At 70.9% G+C, this 25,283-nt stretch carries 26 protein-coding genes, 1 tRNA gene and 1 riboswitch; of the genes, 11 read left to right on the top strand and 16 right to left on the bottom strand.

The genetic code is table 11. The annotated features are described in order from the left end of the window. Positions 1–80: 80 nt before the first annotated feature. The gene (locus tag K2224_RS02095; RefSeq protein WP_221904941.1) at positions 81–875 is read right to left on the bottom strand and encodes an ABC-2 family transporter protein; all 795 of its coding nucleotides are present in this window, start codon (positions 873–875) and stop codon (positions 81–83) included. Positions 876–1,287: 412 nt separating this feature from the next. Between K2224_RS02095 and K2224_RS02100 the strand changes: the two genes are divergently transcribed. Next, positions 1,288–3,570: a transglycosylase domain-containing protein gene (locus tag K2224_RS02100; RefSeq protein WP_221904942.1), complete on the top strand. Its 2,283-nt coding sequence runs from the start codon at positions 1,288–1,290 to the stop codon at positions 3,568–3,570. Positions 3,571–3,607: 37 nt separating this feature from the next. Here the strand turns inward: K2224_RS02100 and K2224_RS02105 are convergent, their stop codons facing one another. The 3 genes from K2224_RS02105 to K2224_RS02115 all read right to left on the bottom strand — a co-directional run bounded on the left by K2224_RS02105 (position 3,608) and on the right by K2224_RS02115 (position 4,841). Next, on the bottom strand, positions 3,608–3,928 hold the full coding sequence (locus tag K2224_RS02105; protein ID WP_221904943.1) for a multidrug efflux SMR transporter: 321 nt from the start codon (positions 3,926–3,928) through the stop codon (positions 3,608–3,610). 31 nt (positions 3,929–3,959) lie between these two features. Next, a riboswitch (guanidine-III (ykkC-III) riboswitch) is annotated at positions 3,960–4,020 on the bottom strand. A 69-nt stretch (positions 4,021–4,089) separates the two neighbouring features. Next, a complete protein-coding gene (locus K2224_RS02110; protein WP_044363777.1) occupies positions 4,090–4,392 on the bottom strand; it encodes a co-chaperone GroES in 303 nt (100 codons plus the stop codon). Between the two features lie 128 nt (positions 4,393–4,520). Further along, positions 4,521–4,841 carry a DUF3618 domain-containing protein gene (locus tag K2224_RS02115; protein WP_221904944.1) on the bottom strand — a complete coding sequence of 107 codons (321 nt, stop codon included), beginning with the start codon at positions 4,839–4,841 and terminating at the stop codon, positions 4,521–4,523. Positions 4,842–5,095: 254 nt separating this feature from the next. On the opposite strand from K2224_RS02115, the gene bcp reads away from it, so the two are divergent. Continuing rightward, on the top strand, positions 5,096–5,563 hold the full coding sequence (bcp, locus tag K2224_RS02120; protein ID WP_221904945.1) for a thioredoxin-dependent thiol peroxidase: 468 nt from the start codon (positions 5,096–5,098) through the stop codon (positions 5,561–5,563). A gap of 51 nt (positions 5,564–5,614) precedes the next feature. Here bcp and K2224_RS02125 read toward each other — a convergent pair whose 3' ends face one another. Together K2224_RS02125 and K2224_RS02130 are read right to left on the bottom strand one after the other, a co-directional pair. Then, positions 5,615–6,895 (bottom strand): sensor histidine kinase KdpD, encoded by a 1,281-nt coding sequence (locus K2224_RS02125; RefSeq protein ID WP_221904946.1) that lies wholly within the window; start codon positions 6,893–6,895, stop codon positions 5,615–5,617. Then, positions 6,895–7,419, bottom strand: a complete 525-nt coding sequence (locus K2224_RS02130) for a hypothetical protein (RefSeq protein WP_221904950.1) — start codon at positions 7,417–7,419, stop codon at positions 6,895–6,897. The genes K2224_RS02125 and K2224_RS02130 overlap by 1 nt, the downstream gene beginning before the upstream one ends. Before the next feature lie 455 nt (positions 7,420–7,874). On the opposite strand from K2224_RS02130, the gene K2224_RS02135 reads away from it, so the two are divergent. The 4 genes from K2224_RS02135 to K2224_RS02150 all read left to right on the top strand — a co-directional run bounded on the left by K2224_RS02135 (position 7,875) and on the right by K2224_RS02150 (position 10,955). Further along, entirely contained in the window at positions 7,875–9,416 is a 1,542-nt protein-coding gene (locus K2224_RS02135) for an MFS transporter (protein ID WP_221904952.1), read from the top strand. Positions 9,417–9,532: 116 nt separating this feature from the next. Further along, complete coding sequence (locus tag K2224_RS02140; protein WP_221904954.1) at positions 9,533–10,195, top strand: HNH endonuclease; 663 nt, start codon at positions 9,533–9,535, stop codon at positions 10,193–10,195. Further along, a complete protein-coding gene (locus K2224_RS02145; RefSeq protein WP_221904955.1) occupies positions 10,192–10,866 on the top strand; it encodes an HNH endonuclease in 675 nt (224 codons plus the stop codon). Before K2224_RS02140 ends, K2224_RS02145 begins: the two co-directional genes overlap by 4 nt. A gap of 14 nt (positions 10,867–10,880) precedes the next feature. After that, positions 10,881–10,955, top strand: a tRNA-Leu gene (locus K2224_RS02150). Between the two features lie 56 nt (positions 10,956–11,011). Here K2224_RS02150 and rdgB read toward each other — a convergent pair. The 4 genes from rdgB to K2224_RS02170 all read right to left on the bottom strand — a co-directional run bounded on the left by rdgB (position 11,012) and on the right by K2224_RS02170 (position 13,393). Further along, complete coding sequence (gene rdgB / locus K2224_RS02155) at positions 11,012–11,644, bottom strand: RdgB/HAM1 family non-canonical purine NTP pyrophosphatase (RefSeq protein WP_221904956.1); 633 nt, start codon at positions 11,642–11,644, stop codon at positions 11,012–11,014. A 9-nt stretch (positions 11,645–11,653) separates the two neighbouring features. Continuing rightward, the gene (locus K2224_RS02160; RefSeq protein ID WP_221904958.1) at positions 11,654–12,064 is read right to left on the bottom strand and encodes a hypothetical protein; all 411 of its coding nucleotides are present in this window, start codon (positions 12,062–12,064) and stop codon (positions 11,654–11,656) included. A gap of 169 nt (positions 12,065–12,233) precedes the next feature. Further along, positions 12,234–12,965, bottom strand: a complete 732-nt coding sequence (gene rph, locus K2224_RS02165; RefSeq protein WP_221904959.1) for a ribonuclease PH — start codon at positions 12,963–12,965, stop codon at positions 12,234–12,236. Positions 12,966–13,060: 95 nt separating this feature from the next. Next, the gene (locus K2224_RS02170) at positions 13,061–13,393 is read right to left on the bottom strand and encodes a PTS glucose/sucrose transporter subunit IIB (protein WP_313904743.1); all 333 of its coding nucleotides are present in this window, start codon (positions 13,391–13,393) and stop codon (positions 13,061–13,063) included. Positions 13,394–13,525: 132 nt separating this feature from the next. Here K2224_RS02170 and K2224_RS02175 point away from each other — a divergent pair, with 132 nt between their 5' ends. The 5 genes from K2224_RS02175 to K2224_RS02195 all read left to right on the top strand — a co-directional run bounded on the left by K2224_RS02175 (position 13,526) and on the right by K2224_RS02195 (position 20,322). Further along, positions 13,526–14,860, top strand: a complete 1,335-nt coding sequence (locus tag K2224_RS02175) for a PTS transporter subunit EIIC (protein ID WP_221904963.1) — start codon at positions 13,526–13,528, stop codon at positions 14,858–14,860. Positions 14,861–15,068: 208 nt separating this feature from the next. Further along, on the top strand, positions 15,069–16,337 hold the full coding sequence (locus K2224_RS02180) for a PTS transporter subunit EIIC (protein ID WP_221904965.1): 1,269 nt from the start codon (positions 15,069–15,071) through the stop codon (positions 16,335–16,337). Positions 16,338–16,585: 248 nt separating this feature from the next. Beyond that, positions 16,586–16,804 (top strand): hypothetical protein, encoded by a 219-nt coding sequence (locus K2224_RS02185; RefSeq protein ID WP_221904967.1) that lies wholly within the window; start codon positions 16,586–16,588, stop codon positions 16,802–16,804. A gap of 81 nt (positions 16,805–16,885) precedes the next feature. Beyond that, positions 16,886–19,021, top strand: a complete 2,136-nt coding sequence (locus K2224_RS02190; protein ID WP_221904969.1) for a peptidase domain-containing ABC transporter — start codon at positions 16,886–16,888, stop codon at positions 19,019–19,021. Next, complete coding sequence (locus K2224_RS02195) at positions 19,018–20,322, top strand: glycosyltransferase (RefSeq protein ID WP_221904970.1); 1,305 nt, start codon at positions 19,018–19,020, stop codon at positions 20,320–20,322. Before K2224_RS02190 ends, K2224_RS02195 begins: the two co-directional genes overlap by 4 nt. An 18-nt stretch (positions 20,323–20,340) precedes the next feature. Here the strand turns inward: K2224_RS02195 and K2224_RS02200 are convergent, their stop codons facing one another. From K2224_RS02200 to K2224_RS02225, 6 genes are all read right to left on the bottom strand, one after another. Then, positions 20,341–21,093 carry an MBL fold metallo-hydrolase gene (locus tag K2224_RS02200; protein ID WP_221904971.1) on the bottom strand — a complete coding sequence of 251 codons (753 nt, stop codon included), beginning with the start codon at positions 21,091–21,093 and terminating at the stop codon, positions 20,341–20,343. A gap of 381 nt (positions 21,094–21,474) precedes the next feature. Next, positions 21,475–22,425: a PLP-dependent cysteine synthase family protein gene (locus K2224_RS02205; protein WP_221904972.1), complete on the bottom strand. Its 951-nt coding sequence runs from the start codon at positions 22,423–22,425 to the stop codon at positions 21,475–21,477. 6 nt (positions 22,426–22,431) lie between these two features. Next, complete coding sequence (locus K2224_RS02210) at positions 22,432–22,713, bottom strand: MoaD/ThiS family protein (RefSeq protein WP_221904973.1); 282 nt, start codon at positions 22,711–22,713, stop codon at positions 22,432–22,434. Between the two features lie 157 nt (positions 22,714–22,870). Next, positions 22,871–23,053 carry a putative leader peptide gene (locus K2224_RS02215; RefSeq protein WP_221904974.1) on the bottom strand — a complete coding sequence of 61 codons (183 nt, stop codon included), beginning with the start codon at positions 23,051–23,053 and terminating at the stop codon, positions 22,871–22,873. A gap of 184 nt (positions 23,054–23,237) precedes the next feature. Beyond that, positions 23,238–23,663, bottom strand: a complete 426-nt coding sequence (locus K2224_RS02220) for a Mov34/MPN/PAD-1 family protein (RefSeq protein ID WP_221904975.1) — start codon at positions 23,661–23,663, stop codon at positions 23,238–23,240. A gap of 153 nt (positions 23,664–23,816) precedes the next feature. Further along, the gene (locus tag K2224_RS02225; protein WP_221904976.1) at positions 23,817–25,265 is read right to left on the bottom strand and encodes an amino acid permease; all 1,449 of its coding nucleotides are present in this window, start codon (positions 25,263–25,265) and stop codon (positions 23,817–23,819) included. Between the last annotated feature and the right edge of the window lie 18 nt (positions 25,266–25,283).

Consider the following 25,283-nt stretch of genomic DNA (forward strand, 5'->3'; position numbering starts at 1 on the left):
AGGCGATCAGCCCGTACGCGTACACCCCGTGCCCGAGGGCGCGCAGCGGACCCTCGGGTGCGCCGGGGCCGCCGTCCCGGCTAGCCACCCTGGACCACCACCTTGCGGGTGGCGGCCGACTGCACCAGGCGCCCCAGGGCCAGCAGCGCCGCCGCCCAGGCCGCCTGGAACGCCAGTCCGCGCAGCAGCGCCGGGCCGGTCCGGGCGCCGATCAGGATGTCGGCCGGGACCTGGAGCAGCGCGGCCCACGGCAGCAGCTGGGCGGCGTCGGCCAGTCCGCCGGGGAAGACCCGCAGCGGCAGCACCATCCCGGAGAAGAACATGCAGGACAGCCCGCCGACCATGGCCAGTCCGGAGCTGTCCAGCAGCCAGAACGCCGACAGTGCGACGAGGTAGCGCAGCGCGAAGCTGACCACGACGCCCAGCAGCGCCGACAGCAGGAACCAGCCCCAGGTCGGCGGGTCGCCGGGGAGCGCCAGCGGGAAGGCCAGGGCGCCCACCGCGAGCGGCACCACGCCGCGGCCGAGCAGTTGGAGGCCGGCCCGGCCCAGGTCCGCGGCGAGCCACCACAGCTGGAGGTCGGCGGGCCGGTAGAGGTCCACCGCGATGTCGCCGCTGCGGATCCGCTCCTGGAGCTCGTCCAGGCCGCCGGTGGCGATCAGGGCGACGGCCAGCAGGGCCTGTCCGGCCCAGGCGAAGGTCAGCGCCTGGGCCGGGCCGTAGCCGCCCAGGTGCGGCCGCTGGTCCCACAGGGCGAGGTAGGTGTAGGCGATGATGAAGCCGAAGACGGTGTTGGTGACGATGCCGGCGACGGTGGCGGCGCGGTAGGTGGCGTACCGCCGGAAGCTGCCGGCCGCCACCGCGACGTACAACACGCCGTGCTCCCCCCGCTCCTGGTCGATCGGCTCGTGGCCGGTCCGTTGGTGGCCGTTCCGTCCGGGGTGTGCGGACGGCGGGCATCGGAGCCTAGGGTCCGCCCGCGGTGGGCACCATCGATTTATCACTCGTTCGGGTGGGGCAGGGGCGCGTTCGGCCGCTCGCGGGGCGGACGCGGTTGCGTGCCACCCCCGACGAACGGGACAGATGATGCGAAAGTTTTCTACCGGGCGTCAGTTGCCTTTCCCGGCATAGCGCATGGAACACCGCACGCGCGCACCGCACGGCACACCGCACCGCGGTCCGTACGACCCGCACCCGGTCCGCACCCGCCCGACACCACACAGGTCCTGACACGACACCGCTCCGCCGCGGTACAACCTCCGGCGGTGGCCGAGGAGTCACACAGACATGAGCGACGACGCGCGGCACGACGGCACGGGCAGCGAGCCCGGCGAGCCCGACGAGACCGACGCGGCAGCCGCCGCCCGCCCCCGGCGCACGGGCTGGCGCCGGCTCCTGCCGACCTGGCGGATGACGGTGGGCGGCGTACTGCTCCTGCTGCTGCTGATCGTGGGCGGGCTGACCGCCGGCTACCTCCTCGTCGGCATCCCGCCCGCCAACAGCGCCGCGAAGGCGCAGAGCAACGTCTACCTCTACTCCGACGGCACGGAACTGGCCCGCGACGGCGACGTCAACCGCGAGAACGTCCCGCTCGGCCAGGTGCCCAGGACCGTCCAGCGGGCCGTACTGGCCGCCGAGGACCGGGACTTCTACGCCGAGTCCGCGGTCGACCCGGCCGCGATGCTGCGGGCCGCCTGGAACACCGTCATCGGCAAGGGCAGACAGTCCGGCTCCACCGTCACCCAGCAGTACGTCAAGAACTACTACCTCGGCCAGGAACAGACCCTCACCCGCAAGGCCAAGGAGTTCTTCATCGCCATCAAGCTGGACCGCGAGGAGTCCAAGGACCAGATCCTCCAGGGCTACCTCAACACCAGCTACTACGGCCGCAACGCCTACGGCATCCAGGCCGCCGCCCAGGCGTACTACGGCAAGAACGTCGGCGCCCTGACCACCGCCGAGGGCGCCTACCTCGCCGCGCTCCTCAACGCCCCCAGCGCCTACGACATCACCGCCCACCCCGAGAACCGGCCGCGCGCCGTGGCCCGCTGGAACTACGTGCTGGACGGCATGGTCGAGCAGAAGTGGCTGGGCCGCGCCGAACGCGCCGCGATGACCTTCCCCGCCCTCGTCCAGGCCCGCGCCTCGGCCGGCCTCTCCGGGCAGCGCGGCTATCTCGTCGAAGCCGTCCGGGACTACCTCACCGGCCACGACGTCGTCGACGAGAACACCCTCCGGGCCGGCGGCTACCGCATCACCACCACCATCGACCGCAAGCGGCAGAACGCCTTCGTCAGATCCGTCCGCACCCAGCTGATGGACCGGCTCGACGGCGACCGCGCGGTGGACCGCGCGGTCCGGGCCGGCGGCGCCTCCATCGACCCCGCCACCGGCCGGGTCGTCGCCCTCTACGGCGGCGTCGACTACGCCAAGCAGTACGTCAACAGCGCCACCCGGCGCGACTACCAGGTCGGCTCCACCTTCAAGCCGCTGGTCTTCGCCGCCGCCGTCCAGCACCACTCCGTCACCCAGGACGGCTCCCCGATCACCCCCCGCACCGTCTACGACGGCACCGACAAGCGAATGACGATCAGTCACGGCCGCCCCACCGGCTTCGCCCCCGCCAACGAGGACGACCGCTCCTACGGCCCGATCACCGTCACCGAGGCCACCGACAAGTCCGTCAACGCGGTCTACGCCCAGATGGGCATCGACGTCGGCCCGGGCACCGTCCGCAAGACCGCGGTCGCCCTCGGGGTCCCCGCCGACGCCCCCGGCCTCGCCGCCTCCCGGGGCGCCATCGCCCTGGGCACCGCGACCCCCAGCGTGCTGGACATGACCGAGGTCTACGCGACCCTGGCGCGGCACGGCCGGCAGCTCCCGTACACCCTGGTCGACCACGTCACCAAAGCCGGCGAGGAGATCGACCTGCCGGAGCGCGAGCAGACCACCGCCGTCGAGCGGGCCGCCGCCGACACCACCACCCACATCCTGCGCAGCGTCGTCGACGGCGGCACCGGCACCGCCGCGCAGGCCGCCGGGCGCCCGGCGGCCGGCAAGACCGGCACCGCCGAGCAGGACAAGGCCGCCTGGTTCGCCGGCTACACCCCCGACCTGGCCACCGTCGTGGCCGTCCTGGGCCAGCACCCGCAGACCGCCGCCCAGGAACCGCTCTACGGCGCGGCCGGCCTGGACCGCGTCAACGGCGGCGACTTCCCCGCCCGGATCTGGGCCGACTACACGTCGGCGGCGCTGGCCGGCCACCCGGTCCGCAACTTCGACCTGCGGCTCCAGGAGGGCGCCGAACCCAGCCCGTCCGCCTCGCCGTCCGCCGATGCGTCGGCGTCCCCGAGCGATTCGGCCTCCCCCGGCACCGGCCCGTCCGGCAGCCCCACCCCCAGCGGCACCGGGACGCCCACCGGGACCGGCGCCCCCACCGGCCCGACCGGCGAGCCGACCCTGCCCCCGACCCCCACCGACCTGCCGCCCACCACCGAACCCACCGAGGAGTTCCCGACCGTGGTCCCGCCCGACGCGGAAGAACTGACCCGGCACTGGGGCGGCGGCTGACCGGCCGGCGGGCGGCGGCCGTCGGCCGGTGGCGCCGTCAGTGGCCGGACGTGGCCTTCAACCCCACCACCGCCACCAGCAGCAGACAGATGAAGAAGATCCGCGCGGCGGTCATCGGCTCGCCGAGCACGAGCATGCCGACCACCGCCGCCCCGGCTGCGCCGATGCCGACCCAGACGCCGTACGCGGTGCCGATCGGCAGAGTCCGGGCCGCGTAGGAGAGCAGCACCATGCTGGCGACGATGCCGGCGCCGGTGGCCACACTGGGCCACAGCCGGGTGAACCCGTCGGTGAACTTCATCCCGATCGACCAGCCGACCTCCAGCAGACCGGCGACGAGGAGCAGGATCCATGCCATGACGGCACCTCCGTGAAAGAGCTTCAACAGGGGTGCGTCGTCTTGTCCTGACCCGGTACGGCGCGTCTCGTCGGGTGCCCCCGAGGCTAGCAAAAGGCTCCCCCACCGGCGGTGACACGGATCACCGCCGACGGGGGAGCCCCTCGGCCACGAACGCGGCGCTACAGATACAGACCGGTCGAGTCGTCGGCGCCCTCCAGGCGCTCCGCGGCCACCGCGTGCAGATCACGCTCGCGCATCAGCACGTACGCCACCCCGCGCACCTCGACCTCCGCCCGGTCCTCGGGGTCGTAGAGCACCCGGTCGCCCACCTCGACGGTCCGTACGTTCTGCCCCACCGCGACCACCTCGGCCCAGGCCAGGCGACGGCCGACCGCCGCGGTCGCGGGAATGACGATGCCGCCGGACGAACGGCGCTCGCCCTCGGGGATGTCCGTCCGGACCAGCACACGGTCGTGCAGCATCCGGATCGGCAGCTTGTCGTGGGTGTCCTTGGTGTTATTCGGGCTCACGGCACGACCGTACCTGTCCCACGGCGGCACTCACGCACCGCGGGCCGGATCCGGTGGACCGGACGGGCCCCGGGAACGCGCTACTTGCGCCGCTTCTTCGAACCCAGCACCAGCAGACCGACCACCGCCACCCCGACCACGGCCACCGGGACGATCCGCTCCAGACGCGGCGCCCCCTCCTCGGACACCAGCTGGCCGCGCACGTCCGAAACCAGGCGGTTGACGGCCACATAGGCCCGCCCCGCCGTACGGTCCACCGCCGCCGTCGCCTTCGCCTTCGCCTCGTCCATGATCGTCTTCGGGTGCAGCCGAACGCCGATCTCGTCGAGCGTCACGGCGAGATCCTGCCGCCTGCGGACGATGTCCGCCTCGATCTGGGCAGGGGTCCTGGCTTCCGACACCGCGCCGCCTCCGTCATCTCGTGCCGATGCGTACGGGGGCCGGACGCGTACCGGGGCCGCCTCGTACGGAACCGGCCACTTCGATCATGTGCCGATTCGTGAAGGACAGTCTGTCAGCTCGCACCCGCGTGCGCCCCACAGCACCCCCGTTTCGCGCCGCCACGACGCCCCCGCCGCACACCAGGCCCCCCGCTGGCTAATGTCGGGGACGTCCGACCATCCGCAGCACCACCGCAAGGAGACGGAGACCCACCATGAGTGAGCGACTCCAGCCCGGCGACACCGCACCCGCCTTCACGCTCCCCGACGCCGACGGCAAGCAGGTCTCGCTCGCCGACCACAAGGGACGCAAGGTCATCGTCTACTTCTACCCCGCGGCACTGACCCCCGGCTGCACCAAGCAGGCCTGCGACTTCACCGACAACCTCGACTTCCTCGCCGGCCACGGCTACGACGTCATCGGCATCTCCCCCGACAAGCCGGAGAAGCTCGCCAAGTTCCGCGAGAAGGAGGACCTGAAGGTCACCCTGCTCGGCGACCCCGACAAAGAGGTGCTCACCGCCTACGGCGCCTTCGGCGAGAAGAAGCTCTACGGCAAGACCGTCACCGGGGTGATCCGCTCCACCGTGGTCGTCGACGAGGACGGCAAGGTCGAACGGGCCCTCTACAACGTCAAGGCCACCGGCCACGTCGCCAAGATCATCAAGGATCTGGCGCTGTAGCCCCCGGCACCCCCGCGCCCGCCGGGCCACGGCCGGCGGCGGCCGCACCACTCACGGTGCCGTCGCCGCCGTCTCCGGCACCGTCACCGTCGCCCGGTCCGGCAACTCCAGCACCGCCTCGGCACCACCGCCCGCAGCAGCACCGAACTCCAACCGCGCCCCCAGCACCTCCGCCTGCCCCGCGGCGATCGTCAGCCCCAACCCGTGCCCCGTACCCCGCTCCGGCGCCGCCGTACGGAACCGCCGCGGCCCCTCCGCACACAACTCCGCCGGATAACCCGGCCCGTGATCCCGCACCACGATCCGCGCCCCGGCCACCACCACCTCGATCGGCGGCTCCCCGTGCTTGGCCGCGTTCGCCAGCAGGTTCACCAGCACCCGCTCCACCCGCCGGCGGTCCGTCTCCACGATCCGCGGCTCCCCCTCGACCACCACCGACACCGACAGGTCGTCCACCCCACGCTGCCGGGCCGCCCGCTGCACGATCCCCCGCACCAACGACGGCAGTTCACAGGCGTCCAGATCGGCCCGCTCCACCCCCGCGTCCAGCCGCGACACCTCCAGCAGATCCTCCACCAGACGCCGCATCGCCTGCGCCCGGTCCTGCACCAGCTCCACCGCCCGCGGCTCCGGCAACAGCTCCGCCGCCGCCACCAGACCCGCCACCGGCGTCCGCAGCTCGTGCGCCACATCCGCGGTGAACTCCCGCTCCGCCTCCACCCGCGCCGCCAGCGACGTCGCCATGTGATGCACACTGCGGCCCAACTCGGCCACCTCGTCCCGACCGTCACCGGCCAACGCATCCGCGTCCGGCGGCTCACCCGCCGCGATCCGCCGGGCCGCCGCCGCACTCAACCGCAACCGCCGCGACAGCCGCTGCGCCACGAACCACGACACCACCGCCATCAGCACGACCGTGCCGCACCCCGCGATCAGCAGCGCCCGGTCCAGCGCCACCTGCGCCGGATCGTCCTCCGGGTACGCCGCCGACACCGACAGCGAACGCGTCGGCCGCTCACCCTCGCCACCGACCCCGGTCGCCGCCCACACCCGCGGATCGTCGCCACCGCTGAGATACGTCCCCGAACGATCATGGAAGACGGCCTCCCGCAGCGGCGACGGCAGCGTCGCGTCGTCCAGCTGCGCACCCAGCGCCAGCGTCCCGTCCCGCTCGTAGATCTGCAGCGCCGAACTCAGCCGCTCGTCCTGATACGCCCGGGCCGACCGCTCCCGCTCGGCGTCCGCGATGTGGTGCACGGCGAACCCGAGCACCACCACCGCAAGCGCCGTCATACCCGAAATGGCCAGGGCGATCCGGCCTCGAATGCCCATCACGCGAGGTTATACATCTCCGTCGTGTCACCGAGCGGCGTGGAGCCCTCGTACGTCACCTCCAGGCCCGTGAAGGCCCGCGCGCCGTCGACCTTCTTCGCGCCGTAGAGCCGGAACGTCGCCCGGTACCCGGCATCCGTGCCCACCCCGGCCGCGGTCTTCTCGACCTGCACCACACCGTGCCCCTCGGCCTCGTCGGCGTCATAGCGCTCCCAGGTGATACCGGTCGCCACCATCCCGGCATCCGCGCAGGTCAACGTGATCACCTGAGGACGGATCTCCGGCTCCCCGATCCCACAGTCCCGGACACCCGGAAGACCGCCGGTCGGCCGGGCACCCGACTTCACCGCACCGTCGGACTTCACACCCTGGACGGCCGAGGTCTTCGGCGCGGCATCCACCGCCGACGCACGCTGCGACGCCTGGCTGAACCACACCCCGCCGGCCGCCAGCGCCGTCACCACGACAAAGGCCACCAGGGCGGTGCGCCCGCGCCTCCAGCGGGCCCCTTCGCGGTCGGTCATCACACACTCCTCCCGGGGCACCTTCGCCCCGTCAACCCCACCAAGCAAACAACGACCGCCGCGACAGCCCCGCACCGGCCCCCGGAGCCCGCACACACGGCACCGCCCGGCGGCTGCCACTTCCCACACTTCCCGACGACGAAAGCACCCCTTCGGCAGACCTGCGCCGGAAAAGATGCCATTTCGCCACCGCCACTCTCCTCTCCCCCCGACACAGGCTGATTGCCCGAATGCCGCGGTGACCCCACGGCTGTGTACCAGTCCTGTAACAAGCCGCCCCCGCACGACAACCCTCCGCCCCTCCGACATGCACCGGACGGACGGATTCCAGGTGACATACCTCGCGATCACCACCCACAGTGTTTCGACCCGCCCTCCAGCGTGCAGGCGCACACGTCGTAGTTCCCACGCCCGCGCAGCCCAACCGCGCGCCGACCGACCGGGAGGACCACCGCGTGCCGCACCTCAGTCCCGAAGAAAGCCACTCCGCACCGCGGTCGGACCGAGCGGCGCGCAGACGCCACCGGGCGCTCTTCCGCGCCATCGACCGACGCCGCAACCCCCGGCTCCGCCGCACCGACATCACGGTCACCGACGAACCGACCGTCCGCCGCGCCGTCAAGGCCGCCGCACTCGGCAACGCCATGGAGTGGTTCGACTTCGGGATCTACAGCTACCTGGCCCTGACCATCGGCAAGGTCTTCTTCCCCACCGGCAGCTCCACCACCAGCCTGCTCTCCTCCTTCGCCACCTTCGCCGTGGCCTTCCTCGTCCGACCACTGGGCGGCGCCTACTTCGGCCCCCTCGGCGACCGCATCGGCCGCAAGAAGGTCCTCGCCCTCACCATGATCATGATGGCGCTGGGCACCCTCTCCATCGGCCTCATCCCCTCTTACGACGCCATCGGCCTGTGGTCCCCGGCACTCCTCATCCTCTTCCGCCTCATCCAGGGCTTCTCCACCGGCGGCGAATACGGCGGCGCCTCCACGTTCATCGCCGAGTACGCACCCGACAAGAAACGCGGCTACTTCGGCAGCTTCCTGGAAATGGGCACCCTGATCGGCTACACCGGCGCCGCCGGCATCGTCCTCCTCCTCAACACCGCACTCGGCCCGGACACCATGCTCACCTGGGGCTGGCGCGTCCCCTTCCTGATCGCCGGCCCGCTCGGCCTCGTCGGCCTCTACCTGCGACTGCGACTCGACGAGACCCCGGCCTTCCAGAAGTTCGAGTCCGCACAGAACCACGCCCCGGCCGACACCCCCGGCCACACCGAGGACGAGTCCGCCCGCCACCCCGCCGACTCCGCGGGCCGGAAACTGGGCGAGATCCTCACCCACCACTGGCCCGCGCTCATCCTGTGCATCGCCCTCGTCGGCGCCTACAACATCACCGACTACATGCTGCTGTCGTACATGCCGACGTACCTCACGGACACCCTCGACTACGACGAGTCCCACGGCCTGCTGATCCTGCTGGTCACCATGGTCGTCCTGATCTGCCTGCTCCCCACCGTCGGCAAACTCAACGACCGCTACGGCCGCAAACCGCTCCTGATGAGCGGGATGGTCGGCTTCCTCGTCCTCGCCATCCCCGCGTTCCTCCTGGTCAAGCGGGGCTCTTTGGTCGCGGTCGGAGGCGGCACGGCCCTGCTGGGCCTCTCCCTCCTCTGCCTCCTGGGCACCATGTCCGCCGCACTGCCCGCCCTCTTCCCCACCAGCGTCCGCTACGGCTCCCTCTCCATCGGCTACAACCTCGCGGTCTCCCTCTTCGGAGGCACCACACCCCTGGTCATCACCGCCCTGATGAACGCCTTCCACAAGAACGTCATGGTGCCCGCCTACTACACGATGGGCGCCGCCCTCATCGGCGTGATCGCCGTCGCCTGCATGAAGGAGACCGCCCGACAGCCCCTCGAAGGCTCCCCGCCCTCCGTCGCCACCAAGGAGGAGGCGCTCGCCCTCATCGCCGAACGCACCCAGGAGCCGCGCTTCTGACCCTGACCGCTCAACCGCTCACCTACCGTGACCACCCCCGCGTTCGATCGTTGCTCAGTTCGAAGGACGAGAGAGCGCACGGGGTGGGCCTGGTGCGCCGGAGTTGAGGGGGCATCATGCCGGTGAGTCCGTACACCCGGGAGCGACTGGAGGCCGCGGCGGCGACGTCCCGGACGCTGTCGGAGGCGCTGGGGAGGCTGGGAGCGGATCCGCGGAGCGCGCAGCGGAACTACCTCCGGGAGCGGATGAGGAAACTGGGGGTGGGCACCTCGCACTTCGAGCGGGAGGGGGTGCGGTGGACGCCGGAGGTACTCCGGACCGCGGTGTCGGCCTCGACGAACATGTGCGAAGTCCTCCGCCACCTCGGCCTGGAGGTCGTGGGCGGACACCACACCCACATCAGCCGCCGGATCAGGGCTTACGGGATCGACACTTCGCACTTCACGACTGCGGCCCGCACGGAGAACATGAGGTGCAACCAACGCCGCCGAACGGCCGAGGAGATCCTCGTCAAGGCCACATCGGCGCACGCCACGCGCATTCCGAACAGCCGCCTCAAGAGGGCGATGCGTGAGCTGGGCGTAGCCGAGCACTGCGCCCTGTGCGGAATCGAAGCGGTCTGGCAGGGGGAACCGCTCCCCCTGGAGGTCGACCACCTCGACGGCAACTGGCGCGACAACCGGATCGGAAACCTCCGACTCCTCTGCCCCAACTGCCATGCGACGACGGATAGTTATCGAGGGCGGGGCAAGGGACGCGCAAAGGGTGACGCGGCATGAGCAGTGGCGTGCAGTACACCCGCGAGCGACTGGCCGAAGCAGCCACGCAATGTTCCGACATCGACGAGGTCATTGCGTTCTTCGGCACCCAGCCGTACACCAGCCTCCGCCGCTACCTCTGCCGGCGCTTCAAGCACTTCGGGATCGACATCTCGCACTTCCGGCACTGCGGCAGTATGACCCGGCGCAAAACTCGCCCCACACCCGAGGTTCTGCGCACCGCAGTGGCCGAGTCGGTTTCCCTCGCTGAAGTACTCCGCCGCTTAGGGCGGCCCGGCAATGCGCGCCAGCGCGCGATGCTGCGCGAGTGGATCGCAGCAGAACGACTCCCGACGGAGCACTTCCTGGGGCAGGCGCATCTGCGCGGGAAGCCCGGCCCCGTGCCTGCCAGGCGCCCCGAAGAGATCCTGGTCCAGCACGACGGCAGACGGCGCACGACAACCCGTCAGCTGCGACGAGCGCTCCGGGAGGTCGGTGTGCCCGAGCAGTGCGCCAGGTGCGGCGTCGGCCCCGAATGGCTCGGGAAGCCCATGACGTTGGAGGTCGACCACATCAGCGGGGACTGGAGCGACGACCGCAGGGAGAACCTCCGATTGCTGTGCCCCAACTGCCACGCGATCACCAGCACCTGGTGCAGGGGAGGGCGACGAGCGGACCGTAGCGCCCAGTAGAGTAGGAGCGCTGCGGGCCCGTATCCCAGCTGGCAAGAGGATGCCGGTTTAGATCCGGTATGTCGTGGGTTCAAGTCCCACCGGGCCCACAGGTAGATCAGGCCCCGTACCTTCAGATCGAAGGTACGGGGCCTGACTCATTGGTTCAGCCCACCAACTCCCGCACCACCGGCGCCAACGCGCGGAACGCCTTGCCCCGGTGGCTGATGGCGTTCTTTTCCGCGGGGGTCAGTTCGGCGCAGGTGCGGGTCTCGCCGAGGGGCTGGAGGACGGGGTCGTAGCCGAAGCCGCCGGTGCCGGCGGGGGTGTGGCGCAGGATGCCCTCCAGGGTGCCCTCGACGACGCGTTCGGTGCCGTCGGGGAGGGCGAGGGCCGCGGCGCAGGCGAAGCGGGCGGCGCGGTGTTCGTCGGCGATGTCGGAGAGCTGGGCGAGCAGCAGGTCGAGGTTGGCCCGGTCGTCGCCGTGCCGGCCGGCCCAGCGGGCGGAGAAGATGCCGGGGGCGCCGCCGAGGACGTCGACGCAGAGGCCGGAGTCGTCGGCGACGGCGGGCAGGCCGGTGGCGCGGGCCAGGGCGTGTGCCTTGAGGAGGGCGTTCTCGGCGAAGGTGACGCCGGTCTCCTTGACGTCGGGGACGTCGGGGTAGGCGTCGGCGCCGACGAGTTCGACGTCGAGGTCGGCCGCGTCGAGGATGGCGCGGAGTTCGGCGATCTTGCCGGTGTTGCGGGTGGCGAGGACGAGGCGGCGGGGGGCTGCCGGGCGGCCGGTCTGTGACTCCATGGGGCGTGATTATTCCTTGTCGCCCGGGGTGCAGACGGTGGTGATCTCGCCGGCGGCCCGGCTGATGGGGGCGAGGTCAGGGGCCTGGTCGTGGTCGAGGGCGGTGCGGGCCTGTGCGATGCCGTTCTTCATCCGGCCGATGGCCTTGGAGAGGTCGGGGTCGTGGGCGGATGCGGCGAGGTTCTCGAGGTCGGTGTCGAGGCCGTCGAGGAGCCGGTCGGTCTCCTTGGGGTCGTCGAGGGCGTGGTCGGCGGCCTTGCGGAGTTTGTCGGCTCCGTCGACGACGGCGCCGGCGGTGTGGGCGCAGTCGACGGCTTTCCGGACGGTGTCGCAGGAGGTGAGCAGGGGTAAGGCGAGGGCGGTGGCGGCCGTTGCGGCGAGCAGTGCGGCGGCAGGGCGGTGCGGGCGGGGGCGGGGCATGGGGCGTTTCTTCCCCGGGGGTGTGCGGGGGATGCGTACGAGCCGGGCGCCGGGGTGGGGTGCGGTGCGGTGGGCTCGGCAGGGGAGGAAACGCGGCGGGTGGGGTGCCCGGTGGGTGGTGGGGGCGGGCGGGGTGGGGTAGGGCCGCCCGCCCCGGAGGTGGGGTCGGTCAGAGGGTGCGGGCGAGTGCTTCCTGCTGGGCGGTGTCGAGGGTGGCGCAGCCGGTGACGGCGAGGTCGAGGAGTGCGTCGAGTTCGGTGCGGGCGAAGGGGGCGGCTTCGGCGGTGCCCTGGACCTCGACGAAGCGGCCGTCGCCGGTGCAGACGACGTTCATGTCGGTTTCGGCGCGGACGTCTTCCTCGTAGCAGAGGTCGAGGAGGGGGAGACCGTCGACGATGCCGACGCTGACGGCGCTGACGGTGCCGGTGAGGGGCTTGCGGCCGTGCTTGATGAGCTTTTTGTGCTGGGCCCAGGTGATGGCGTCGGCGAGGGCGACGTAGGCGCCGGTGATGGCGGCGGTGCGGGTGCCGCCGTCGGCCTGGAGGACGTCGCAGTCGAGGACGACGGTGTTCTCGCCGAGGGCCTTGAAGTCGACGACGGCGCGGAGCGAGCGGCCGATGAGGCGGGAGATCTCGTGGGTACGGCCGCCGATCTTGCCGCGGACGGATTCGCGGTCGCCGCGGGTGTTGGTGGAGCGGGGGAGCATCGCGTATTCGGCGGTGACCCAGCCTTCGCCGGTGCCCTTGCGCCAGCGGGGGACGCCTTCGGTGACGCTGGCGGTGCAGAAGACCTTGGTGTCGCCGAAGGAGACGAGGACGGAGCCTTCGGCGTGCTTGCTCCAGCCGCGTTCGATGGTGACGGGGCGGAGCTGTTCGGGGGTGCGGCCGTCGATGCGAGACATGGTGACGACCCTATCGGCTGTGCCGAGGGCCCCGTTCCGGTGCGTGGGTGTGCACGGGTGCGGGGCCCTCGGGGGTGATCCGTGGGGGGATCAGCTCACATCATGTCTTCGATCTCGGCGGCGATGGGGTCGGCGTCGGTGCCGATGACGACCTGGATCGCGGTGCCCATCTTGACGACGCCGTGGGCGCCGGCGGCCTTGAGGGCGACCTCGTCGACGAGGGAGGCGTCGTTGACCTCGGTGCGGAGGCGAGTGATGCAGCCCTCGACCTCTTCGATGTTGTCGAGGCCGCCGAGCCCGGCGACGATCTTCTCAGCCTTGCTGGCCATGTCCACTCCTGCTTGTCTCGGCCGTCGGCGCTTCCGCCGTGCGGATTTCACACGGTAACGCACGTTCAGCCCCCTTCCAGGGGCGCTCGTCCGCTCCATGGCGAAAGATGGCGAATGTCGGAGGGGGTTTCCGGAAGTGCCCCCTCCGACAAGTGGTCTACACCACCAGTATGCGGCAAGCGGCGGGCCGGGCGGGGGCGGGGCGGCGCGGGGAGCACCCGGAGGGCGTGGATGAGTGCGGACGCAGCGGGCGCGGAGTCCGGTAAGGGGCCGGAGGGGTCGCTCAGGGACCGGGCGGCGGGCCTTTTCCAGGGTCTGCAGAAGATGGGCCGCAGTCTCCAGTTGCCGATCGCGGTGCTGCCGGCGGCGGGCATTCTGAACCGGCTGGGTCAGCCGGATGTCTTCGGTGCGAAGGGGCTCGGCTGGGACGCGGTCGCGAAGGTGTTCGCGGGGGCGGGCGGGGCGCTGCTGGACTCGGGGCTGGGGTTGCCGTTGCTGTTCTGCGTCGGGGTGGCCATCGGGATGGCGAAGAAGGCGGACGGGTCGACGGCGCTGGCCGCGGTGGTCGGTTTCCTCGTCTACTACTCGGTGCTGCACGCGTTCCCGTCGGCTTGTGCGGTGGGGCAGAAGTACACCCAGGCCGGTCTGTGGAACGGGGTGTGTGTGGACACCTCGGCGAAGGTCACGCAGGCGGCGTTCCAGAATCCGGGGGTGTTCGGCGGCATCGTGATGGGGTTCCTCTCGGCCTGGTTGTGGCAGCGGTTCCATCGGGTGCGGCTGGTGGACTGGCTGGGTTTCTTCAACGGCCGCCGGTTGGTGCCGATCGTGATGGCGTTCGTGGGGCTGGTCTTCGCGGTGTGCGCTCTGTTCGTGTGGCCGCCGGTGGGTGCGGGGCTGATGCGTTTCAGTGAGTGGCTGACGGCGCTGGGTGCGTGGGGTGCGGGGGTTTTCGGGGTGGCGAACCGTGCGCTGCTGGTGGTGGGGCTGCATCAGTTCCTGAACATTCCGCTGTGGTTCCAGTTCGGGAGTTTCACCAAGCCGGACGGGACGGTGGTGCACGGTGACATCAACCGTTTCCTGGCGGGTGATCCGACGGCGGGCCAGTTCACCACCGGGTTCTTTCCGATCATGATGTTCGCGTTGCCGGCGGCGGCGCTGGCGATGGCGCACTGCGCGCGGCCGCATCGCCGCAAGGAGATCGCGGGGATGATGCTGTCGGTGGGTCTGACCTCCTGTGTCACGGGGATCACCGAGCCGATCGAATACGGGTTCATGTTCGTGGCGCCGGCGCTGTACGTGCTGCATGCGGTGCTGACGGGGGTGTCGATGGCGGTGAGCTGGGCGCTGGGGGTGCACGACAGTTTCAGTTTCTCGGCCGGCCTGATCGACTACGTCATCAACTGGGGGTTGGCGACGCGGCCCTGGTTGATCATTCCGATCGGTCTGTGTTTCGCCGGGCTCTACTACGTGCTGTTCCGTTTCGCGATCACGAAATTCGATCTCCAGACGCCGGGGCGGGAGCCGGACGAGGTGGGGGATGCGATGGAGCGCGAGAACGTGAAATAGGGCCCGTCCGGGAGCGGGCCCGTGGGCTTTCCACGGGTCGTGGCGGGAACGGGTTTATCCGCAGGTTCCTCGTGGCGGCTCCGCCGTGCTACAACAGGTCTACACCACTTGGTTGGTGTGGATCATGCGGCCGGTCGGCCGCGTCCCCGAGACGCCGTCATCCCCCACCCCTTTTGCCCGGGCGGCGCCTTGCCCACTGGAGGAAGTTGTGTCCACGGCCAGTGCCGCCCCCGCGGCCGACAAGAAGAAGAAGGGTTCCGGCGCGATGGCTGTCATGCAGCGCATCGGCCGCAGCCTGATGCTGCCGGTCGCCGTGCTGCCCGCAGCCGCCCTGCTCGTCCGGCTCGGCAACGCCGACATGCTCGGCCGGGAGTCGTTCCCGACCGTGATCACCAAGATCGCCGGTTATATGGCGGCCGGCGGCGGCGCGATCCTCGACAACATGCCGCTGCTGTTCGCCGTCGGCATCGCGATCGGTTACGCCAAGAAGTCGGACGGTTCGACCGCGCTGGCCGCGGTGACCGGCTACCTCGTCTTCCAGAAGGTGCTGGCGACCTTCACCGACAAGAACCTGCCGAAGGTCGCGTCGGTCGTGGACGGCAAGATCGTCATGAGTGCGGCGCCGGTCAACGCCGGTGTGCTCGGCGGTGTGGTGATGGGCCTGGTGGTGGCCCTGCTCTACCAGCGCTTCTACCGCACCAAGCTGCCCGAGTGGCTGGGCTTCTTCGGCGGCCGCCGGCTGGTGCCGATCCTTTCGGCCTTCGCGGGCCTGGTCATAGGCGTCGTCTTCGGTCTCATCTGGCCGGTGCTCGGCACGGGTCTGCACAACTTCGGCGAGTGGCTGGTCGGCTCGGGTGCGGTCGGTGCGGGCATCTTCGGTGTCGCCAACCGGGCGCTGATCCCCGTCGGCATGCACCACCTGCTGAACTCCTTCCCGTGGTTCCAGGCGGGCGACTACAACGGCAACCACGGCGACATCGCGCGCTTCCTGCACGGCGACCCGACCTCCGGCCAGTTCATGACCGGCTTCTTCCCGATCATGATGTTCGCGCTGCCGGCCGCCTGTCTGGCCATCGTGCACTGCGCCCGTCCCGAGCGCCGCAAGGTCGTCGGCGGCATGATGCTCTCGCTCGCGCTCACCGCGTTCATCACCGGTGTGACCGAGCCGATCGAGTTCACGTTCATGTTCATCGCCCCGGTGCTGTACGCGATCCACGCGGTGCTCACCGGTGTCTCCATGGCGCTGACGTGGGCGCTGGGCATGAAGGACGGCTTCGGCTTCTCGGCCGGCGCGATCGACTTCCTCCTCAATCTGGGGATCGCGTCCAACCCGTGGGGGCTGGCCCTGGTGGGGCTGTGCTTCGCCGCGGTCTACTACGTGGTCTTCCGCTTCGCCATCACCAAGTTCAACCTCCCCACGCCGGGCCGCGAGTCCGACGAGGAGCTGGCGGAGCTCCAGAAGGCCGAGGCCAAGTAGCCGGTAATTCCCGGCCGTTGACCCCGGGTTCCCTTCCTTGCCGGAAGGGAACCCGGGGTCTTCCGGTTCTCCGGCAGCCAACTTCCCACTATTTCCCGGAAGTTGCGCCACGGAGATCCGGGTCACCCCGGAAAGGCAAATCGAGCCTTGCCTCGCCGGCATTCGGCGGATAAGTTACCGGTGAGTCGACGGGGGACGACCACTCCCGTCCGCAAGTTGGTTCACCTGTGAATCAGGAGGGGAATGTCATGAGTCTTTCTGCTCTTCGTGACATGAAGTTCACCGCGCTCACCGACGAGGAAGCCGCCGCCGCTTCCGGCGAGGGCAAGCCGCGGCTGTCGAAGCTCCAGTGCCAGGCGATTTACGCCCAGTCGCTGAACCCGTTCGCCTGCGGCGGTTCGATGACCGACTGGTACAAGACCTGGAAGAGCAACGGCTGCGACTACTACGGGAACCCGTGGGGCTAAAGTCCACTTCCCGGCGTGTGCCCTTCTCCTTGAGAAAGGGCACACGCCTGTTTTCTGCATTTAGCGCACGGGAGCACTTCGGTGAAGTGGCAGAAGTTCCACACGCATCAGGAAGGCGAGAGCGACTGCGGGCCCGCGTGTGCGCGCAGCATTCTCCGCCGCCACGGAATCCTCGTCGACACGGCGATCCTCAGGGAGTCCATCGGCCTCGGCGAGGGCGGCTCCAGCCTGCTCGGCCTGAAGGAGACGCTGGCCGGCTACGGCGTCGACGCCGAGCTGCTCCGGCTCCGTGTCGACGAGCTGGCCCGGGCCGTGCGGCTGGCCGGGCCGGCGATCGTGCTCACCGACGACGGCTTCCGGCACTTCGTGGTCGTCCACGAGGTCACCGACCGGGGCGAGTTCGTGGTCGGCGACCCGCTCTTCTCCCGCGTCCGCCGGGTCTCGGCCGAGGAGCTGGCGGCGGTCTTCACCGGCGAGACCCTGGTCACGGACACCCCCGCCACCCGGGGGCCGTCGCTGCGCGCCCGGGCGAAGGCCCTGCACGCGCCGCGCCTGCTGTGGGACGCGCTCCGGGAGAACCGGCGGGCGCTGACGCTCATCCTGCTCGCCACCATCGTCGTCTCGCTGCTGGCGCTGGCCATCGGTCTCTTCGTCCAGGTGGCGGTGGACACCGTCGTACAGGACGGCAGCATGGGCGCGCTGGCCGCGCTCTGCGGGGCGTTCATCGCGGTCGCGCTGGCCGCGGCCGGGCTCCAATACGGCCGCGGGCGCCTGGTGGTGACCCTCAGTCAGCTGTTGCAGCGCCGGCTCTCCAATCGCTACACGGAAAAGCTGCTGAATCTGTCGCCGGCGTTCTTCCGGACCCGTAGAACGGGCGACCTGGTCAGCCGGCTCGACGATGTGCAGGAAATACAGGGGCTGGTCACCACGACCAGTATCGGCGCCGCGATCGATGTCTTCGTGGTGCTCTCGGTCGGTCTCTACCTCCTCGCCACGAATGCGGTCCTCTTCCTCTTCCTCATACCGCCGGTCATTTTCAACGCGCTGAGTTCCTATCTGCTCTTCCCGGCCATCCGGGAATCCGCGGAAGAGGCCCTGCAGCGCGATGCCACTCTGAAATCGGAAGCCGTCAACCTCCTTCAGGGGCATGCCGAACTCGTCTCCTACGGCCGGCGCGACTACGCCCGGCGGCGGTTGACCTCGCTGCTCGACCGGCGTATCGACTCGGAAAAGCGGCTGGGCCGGCTGGAAAACCTCAACAGCGTCATCAAGGTCGTGAACCAGTCGGTGTTCACCATCGTGGTCACCTGGGTCGCGCTGCTCTACGTCCACCGCGGTGGACTCACCATCGGGCAGGTTTTCTCGTATCTGACCATGGCCGGCTACTTCCTCACGTCCATGGAGTCGATCGCCTCCCTCCAGATCACCCTGCAGCGCACCTCGGCGGCGCTCGGCCGCTACCGGGACATCGCGCTCCAGAAGGACGACCCCCGCCTGGCACTGGGCGGGCCCAGGAGCCCGGTCCCGGCCGGCCCCCTCGACCTCGTGGTCGACGCGCTGCGCGTCACGCACCCGGCCGCGCCGCGCCCGGCCGTCGACGGCCTGTCCCTGCGCGTCCCGGCCGGGCGGCGCGCGCTGATCCGCGGGAGCAACGGCTCGGGCAAGAGCACCCTGCTCACCGCCGTGGCCGGCCTCACCCCCGGCTACGAGGGAAGCATCACGCTCGGCGGCGCCGAGGTCTCGGACATGGCCGAGCCCACGCTGCGCCGCCATGTCCTCTACGTCCCCGAGGCCCCCACCGTGCTCGCCGCGTCCGTGCGCGAGAACCTCACGCTCGGCGTGGCGCGGCCGGAGGAGGAGATCCGGGAAGCCTGCCGCACCGCCCGCTTCCTCCAGGTCGTGGACGCCTTCCCGGACGGGCTGGACCAGCCGCTGCGCGAGGGCGGCACCGGCCTGTCCCGGGGGCAGTTGCAGCGCCTCTCGCTGGCCCGCGCGCTGCTGCTCGCCCCGCGCGTCTACCTCTTCGACGAGAGCTTCAGCGGCATCGACCGGGAGACCTTCCGGGAGATCTGGGCCGATCTGGCCGCGCTCGACGCGACCAAGCTCGTCGTCGCCCACGGGGACGTCCGGGGCGCGGAGTTCGACCTCGCCTTCTGCCTGGACGAGGCCCCCTCGTCACCGCCCCGTACGGACGTCCCCGAGAAAGCCCTCACATGAACCTCTCCGACCTGCTGCGGCACGCCGCCGCCGATCCCACCGCGCCGCTCCTCGCGGACCTGCGCCTGATCGCCGCGGTGAGCCCGGACCTCGCCGCGGCGCCGCTGGCCGCCGCCGGCGCCGGGGAGCTGGTCGACGGCTACGCCCGCACCCCCGTCCCCACCGTCACCGGCGCGGTGCTCGCCCGGGACGAGGCCGGGCTCGTCGAGGCGTGCGTGGCCGCGCTCACCGAGGACGCCGACCGCGTCCTGCTGGTCGACTCCGGCTCCACGGACGACACCGTGCGCCGTGCCGAGGCGGCGCACCCGCGCGTGCGGACCGTCGAGGCGCCCTGGTGCGACGACTTCGCGCACCACCGCAACCTCGCCCTGCGCGAGGTCGCGGCGGGCTGGGTGATGTTCGTCGACGCCGACGAGGTGCTGTGCGCGGAGCACGCCGGGCACCTGCGCCGGGTGCTCCGGGCGCTGGACCACGTCCTGCCGGACACCGACCTCGTGGTCTGCCCCACCGTCGTGGACACCGACGGCACCGTCTACACCGAGAACCGCCGCATCCTCCGGGCGACGACGTCCCTGTCGTTCCGGGGCCGCGTCCACGAGCGCCCCTACGACGCGGCGGGCGGCAACCCGCCCCGCGTCTATGTGCCGCTGCGCCTGGACCACTCCGGCTACACCCCGCAGGAGATCGCCCGCAAGCAGAAGCACCGGCGCAACGGGCACCTGCTGGCGCTGGCCCGCCGGGACGAGCCCGACAACCCCAAGTGGGTCTACCACGCGATCCGCGACACCCTGGACCCGGCGGCGGCCGCCCCGGACGTCCTGCGGGAGCGCTTCGCGGAACTGGCCGGCGCCGTGGAGGCGCTGCCGCCCACCGCCGCCGACTACGTGAGCGAGCGCCGGCACGACTCCTGGGTGCTGCTGTGCGAGCTGGCGCTGGGGTTCGGCGGGGCCGAGGAGATCCTGCACTGGTCCGGGCGGCTGGAGGAGGTCGGCGGCCGGGTGGAGGCGGCCTACTTCCGCGGGGTGCTGGAGACCAGCCGGCTGCTGTCCCGGCTCTCCGCGCTCGCCGAGCAGCTCGGCGGGGCCGAGCGGTGGGAGACGCCGGACAACCGCGCCCTGCTGGGCCGGCTGTTCGAGGTGCAGGCCACGGCCGCGCTGGCCAGCGGCCGCTACGAACTCGTCGAGCCGGCCTGCCGGAAGGCCGCGGACCGCGGCGCCGGCCGGGGCCTGGCCGACGACCTCGGTGGGCTGCGGCAGCTGCTGTCCCGACTGGACGGGGCCGGCGGCGCCGGGGAGGCGTAGGCGCCGGCGGCCCGGCGCTCAGACCTCGTAGACCGCGCCGGCCTTGGCGACCTCGACCGGCCCGTCGTAGACCTTCTGGGCGTCGCGGACGCTGATGTCCGGGTCGGTCCACGGCGGGATGTGGGTCAGCACCAGCCGGCCGGCGCCGGCCCGCCGGGCGTGCTCGCCGGCCTCCCGGCCGTTGAGGTGGAGGTCCGGGATGTCCTCCTTGCCGTGGGTGAAGGACGCCTCGCACAGGAAGAGGTCGGCGCCCTCGGCGAGCCGGTCCAGCGCCGCGCAGGGCCCGGTGTCGCCGGAGTACGTCAGGGTGCGGCCGCCGTGCTCGATGCGGAAGCCGTACGCCTCGACGGGGTGGCTGACCAGCTCGGTGCGGACGGTGAACGGGCCGATGGTGGTGGTGCCGGGGGTGAGCGTGCGGAAGTCGAAGACCTCGCTCATCGCCGCCTCGTGCGGCAGGTCGGCGTGCGCGGCGGTCAGCCGGCGCTCGGTACCGGCCGGGCCGTGGACCGGCATCGGCGCGCAACGGCCGCCGTCCGGGCGGTAGTAGCGGACGACGAAGTAGCCGCACAGGTCGATGCAGTGATCGGCGTGCAGATGCGACAGCAGCACGGCGTCCAGGTCGTAGAGACCGCAGTGGCGCTGCAGCTCGCCGAGGGCGCCGTTGCCCATGTCGAGGAGCAGCCTGAAGCCGTCGGCCTCCAGGAGGTAGCTCGAACAGGCCGATTCCACGGAGGGGAACGACCCCGAGCATCCGACGACGGTGAGCTTCATGCGGGCGTGAACCTCCATGGGCTGGGGGCACTCCCCCAGCTGACGTTGGGGGCACCCCCACCCGCGGTAGCTGGGGGAGGGCGGCGGCCGGCGGTGCCGAAACGGGCGGTCCCGACGGTGCTGTGCGGGCTGCTGCCGGGTCCTTGGCGGTCGGTGCGGTGCCCACGAGCGTAAGGCGCAAAAGGGCGTGAGGCGCCTTTGGTGGGGCGAGCTGTGGGCGGAATCACCAGTCCGGGTGGGGGTTCGGCGGGCCGCCGCGCGCCGGCTTCCGGTGGGCGGAAGTCCCGGGGTGCCGGCCGCGCGGCGGGACCGGCGGCGGGCGGTGCGCGAAGGGGTGGCCGCGGCGGACGCCGGCGGCCACCCCTTCGGGTCGCGGGGCCTTCAGGCCCAGAGCTGGCCGTGCAGCGTGGCGATCGCCGCCTCGGTCGACTCGGCGGTGTAGACGCCGGTGGAGAGGTACTTCCAACCGCCGTCGGCGACCACGAAGACGATGTCGGCGGACTCGCCGGCGCGGACCGCCTTCCGGGCGACACCGAGGGCGGCGTGCAGCGCCGCGCCGGTGGAGATGCCGGCGAAGATGCCCTCGGTCGCGAGGAGTTCGCGGGTGCGGCGGACGGCGTCCTCGGAGCCGACGGAGAAGCGGGTGGTGAGGACGGACTCGTCGTAGAGCTCGGGGATGAAGCCCTCGTCGAGGTTGCGCAGGCCGTAGACGACGTCGTCGTAGCGGGGTTCGGCGGCGACGATCCGCACGCCGGGGACGTGCTCGCGCAGATAGCGGCCGACGCCCATCAGGGTGCCGGTGGTGCCCAGGCCCGCCACGAAGTGGGTGACCGAGGGCAGGTCGGCGAGGATCTCGGGGCCGGTGGTGGCGTAGTGCGCGCCGGCGTTGTCGGGGTTCCCGTACTGGTAGAGCATCACCCAGTCGGGGTGCTCGGCGGCGAGTTCCTTGGCGACCTTCACGGCGGTGTTGGAGCCGCCGGCGGCGGGCGAGGAGATGATCTCGGCGCCCCACATGGCGAGCAGCTCGCGCCGCTCGGCGGAGGTGTTCTCGGGCATCACGCAGACGATGCGGTAGCCCTTGAGCCTGGCCGCCATGGCCAGTGAGATGCCGGTGTTGCCGCTGGTGGGCTCCAGGATGGTGCAGCCGGGGGTGAGCCGGCCGTCCTTCTCGGCCTGCTCGATCATGTGGAGCGCGGGCCGGTCCTTGACCGAGCCCGTGGGGTTGCGGTCCTCCAGCTTCGCCCAGATGCGGACGTCCTCGGAGGGCGAGAGGCGCGGGAGGCGGACGAGAGGGGTGTTCCCGACCGCCGCCAGCGGGGAGTCGTACCGCACGGTCCCTCAGACCCTTCCGCCGGCCACGGCGGGCAGGATCGTGACGCTGTCGCCGTCGCCGAGTTCGGTGCCGATGCCGGCGAGGAAGCGCACGTCCTCGTCGTTGAGGTAGACGTTCACGAAGCGGCGCAGCTCCCCGGCGTCGTCGACCAGGCGGGCGCGGATGCCGGCGTGCCGGCCGTCCAGGTCCTTGAAGAGTGCGTCGAGCGTGGCCCCGCTGCCCTCGACGGCCTTCCGGCCGTCGGTGTAGCTGCGCAGGATGGTCGGGATGCGGACCTCGATGGCCATGGGAGTGCTCCTGTCGGAGTTCGGGGTGCGGTGGCGGGTGCGGTGTGCGGGCGGTGCGGGCGGGTGTGCGCGGTGCACCGCGGCGGTGTGCGGGCGGTGCGGTGCGCACCGGGCGCGGGCCCGCGGGGGCGCGGCGCGGCGCCGCGGCAGGCGGTGGTCAGCTCGCGGCGCAGCGCGGACAGATGGCGCTGGAGAGGCGGCAGAGGTCGACGTGCAGTCGGGCGGCTCCGCAGCCGAAGGCGCCCAGGAGGGCGGATGCGGAGCGACGCACGGCGAGCGGGGCGTGCGCCTGCACACCCGGCCTCCGCTCGCTCGTTCCGCACACGACACGCTCAACCATGCGGTCATCGTATCGATTCCCGGTCCGGCTTCTGGAAGCCCGTCTCAGGATGCGGTCGACCGCTGTACGACAGGTGGGACGCGGGGCCGGTGCCGTTCTCCGTACGTGCCGCGACCGGGGGCGAACGCCCAGGTCACGGCACGTACGGAGAGCGACGGGGCTCCGGTATGGGGTGGCCCACGCCTCAGACTTGGCTCTCGACTATCCGGACCTCTTCCTCGGTGACCTCGCCGTCCACGATGCGGAACGAGCGGAACTGGAAGGGGCCGGCGTCGTCGGTGTCGGCGGTGGAGACCAGGACGTAGTGCGCGCCGGGCTCGTTGGCGTAGGAGATGTCGGTGCGCGAGGGGTACGCCTCGGTGGCGGTGTGCGAGTGGTAGATGATGACCGGTTCCTCGTCCCGGTCGTCCATCTCGCGGTAGAGCCTGAGCAGGTCGGCGGAGTCGAACTCGTAGAAGGTGGGCGAGCGGGCGGCGTTGAGCATCGGGACGAACCGCTCGGGGCGGCCGCTGCCGGCCGGGCCCGCGACCACGCCGCACGCCTCGTCGGGGTGGTCCTGCCGGGCGTGCGCGACGATCTGGTCGTGGAGGGCCTTGGTGAGGGTCAGCATGCGGCCAAGGATAAGAGGCGCGCGAAGCGCTCGGTTGAGGGTGGTGGCGGGCGACGGGCGGGCAGACAGCGGGCCCGCGCTGTACCGAAGAGTGGTACGCGCGGGCCCGCATGCTGGACGGCCGGTGGTTTCCGGCCGGTTCTCCGTGGGATGTCAGCCCTTCTCGGCCGGCTCCGTGGACGCGCCGTTGAGCTGGGCGGCGTCCCGGCGCTTGATCGCCAGGTAGCCGACGCCCATGATGACGGCCCACAGGGGGGCCGCGTAGAGCGAGATCCGGGTGTCGGGGTCGACGCCCATCATCACGATCACCATGGCGATGAAGGCCAGCGCGAAGATCGAGGTGTACGGGGCGCCGGGGGCCTTGAAGTCGGACTGCGGCAGCTCGCCGCGGTCGGCCTTGGCCCGGTAGCGCAGGTGGGAGAGGAGGATGACGATCCAGGCCCACATGCCGGAGATGGTGGCGAAGGAGACGACGTAGTTGAACGCGTCGCCCGGCCACTGGTAGTTGATGTAGACGCCGAACAGCATCAGCGCGACCGAGATGCCGGTGCCCCGGGTGGGCAGGCCGTTCTTGCTGAGCTTGGTGAAGAACTTCGGGCCCTGGCCGTTGAGCGCGAGGTCGCGCAGCATCCGGCCGGTGGAGTACATCCCGGAGTTGGCCGAGGACAGCGCGGCGGTCAGCACGACGAAGTTGACGATGCCCGCGCCGGCCGGCAGGCCGATCTGCTGGAAGGCGGCGACGAAGGGGCTGACGCCCGGCTTGAAGACCGTCCAGCTGACGACGGACAGGATGATGATGAGCGCACCGATGTAGAAGAGGCCGATCCGCCACGGCACGGTGTTGATCGCCTTGGGCAGGACCTTCTTCGGGTTGCTCGCCTCGCCCGCGGTGACGCCGACGAGTTCGACGGCGAGGAAGGCGAACATCACGATCTGCAGGGTCATCAGCGTGCCGCCGATGCCCTTGGGGAAGAAGCCGCCGTGCGACCAGAGCAGGGTGAACGAGGCAGTGTCCCCGGCCTTGGAGAAGCCGAGGGTGATGACGCCCAGGCCGATCAGGATCATGCCCATGATCGCGGTGACCTTGACCATCGAGAACCAGAACTCCAGTTCACCGAAGATCTTCACCGAGATCAGGTTGATGCCGAAGAGCGCGACGGTGAAGACCAGCGCCGAGACCCATTGCGGTATGCCCTCGTTCCAGTACTGGACATAGGTGGCCGCGGCGGTCACTTCGGTGATGCCGGTGACGACCCAGAAGAGCCAGTACGTCCAGCCCGTGACGAAGCCGATGAACGGGCCGAGGAACTCCCGGCCGTACTCGGAGAACGAGCCGGAAACGGGCCGGTACATGAGCAGTTCGCCCAGGGCCCGCATGATGAGGAAGATGACCAGACCGACGATGGCATACGCCAGGATGATGCTCGGTCCGGCCTTGGAAATGGCCTTGCCCGCTCCGAGGAACAGACCGGTACCGATGGCGCCACCAATGGCGATCATCTGGATCTGGCGATTGCCCAGACCCCGCTGATAGCCCTCTTCAGGGGCCTCGCCGGCGGCCTCGTTGCCGTCGCGATTCTTGTCGACCTGCACAGAGGTCATGAGTGGTGCGCCTTTCTC

Origin of the sequence: Streptomyces sp. BHT-5-2 (assembly GCF_019774615.1) — a bacterium.
Lineage (GTDB): Bacteria > Actinomycetota > Actinomycetes > Streptomycetales > Streptomycetaceae > Streptomyces.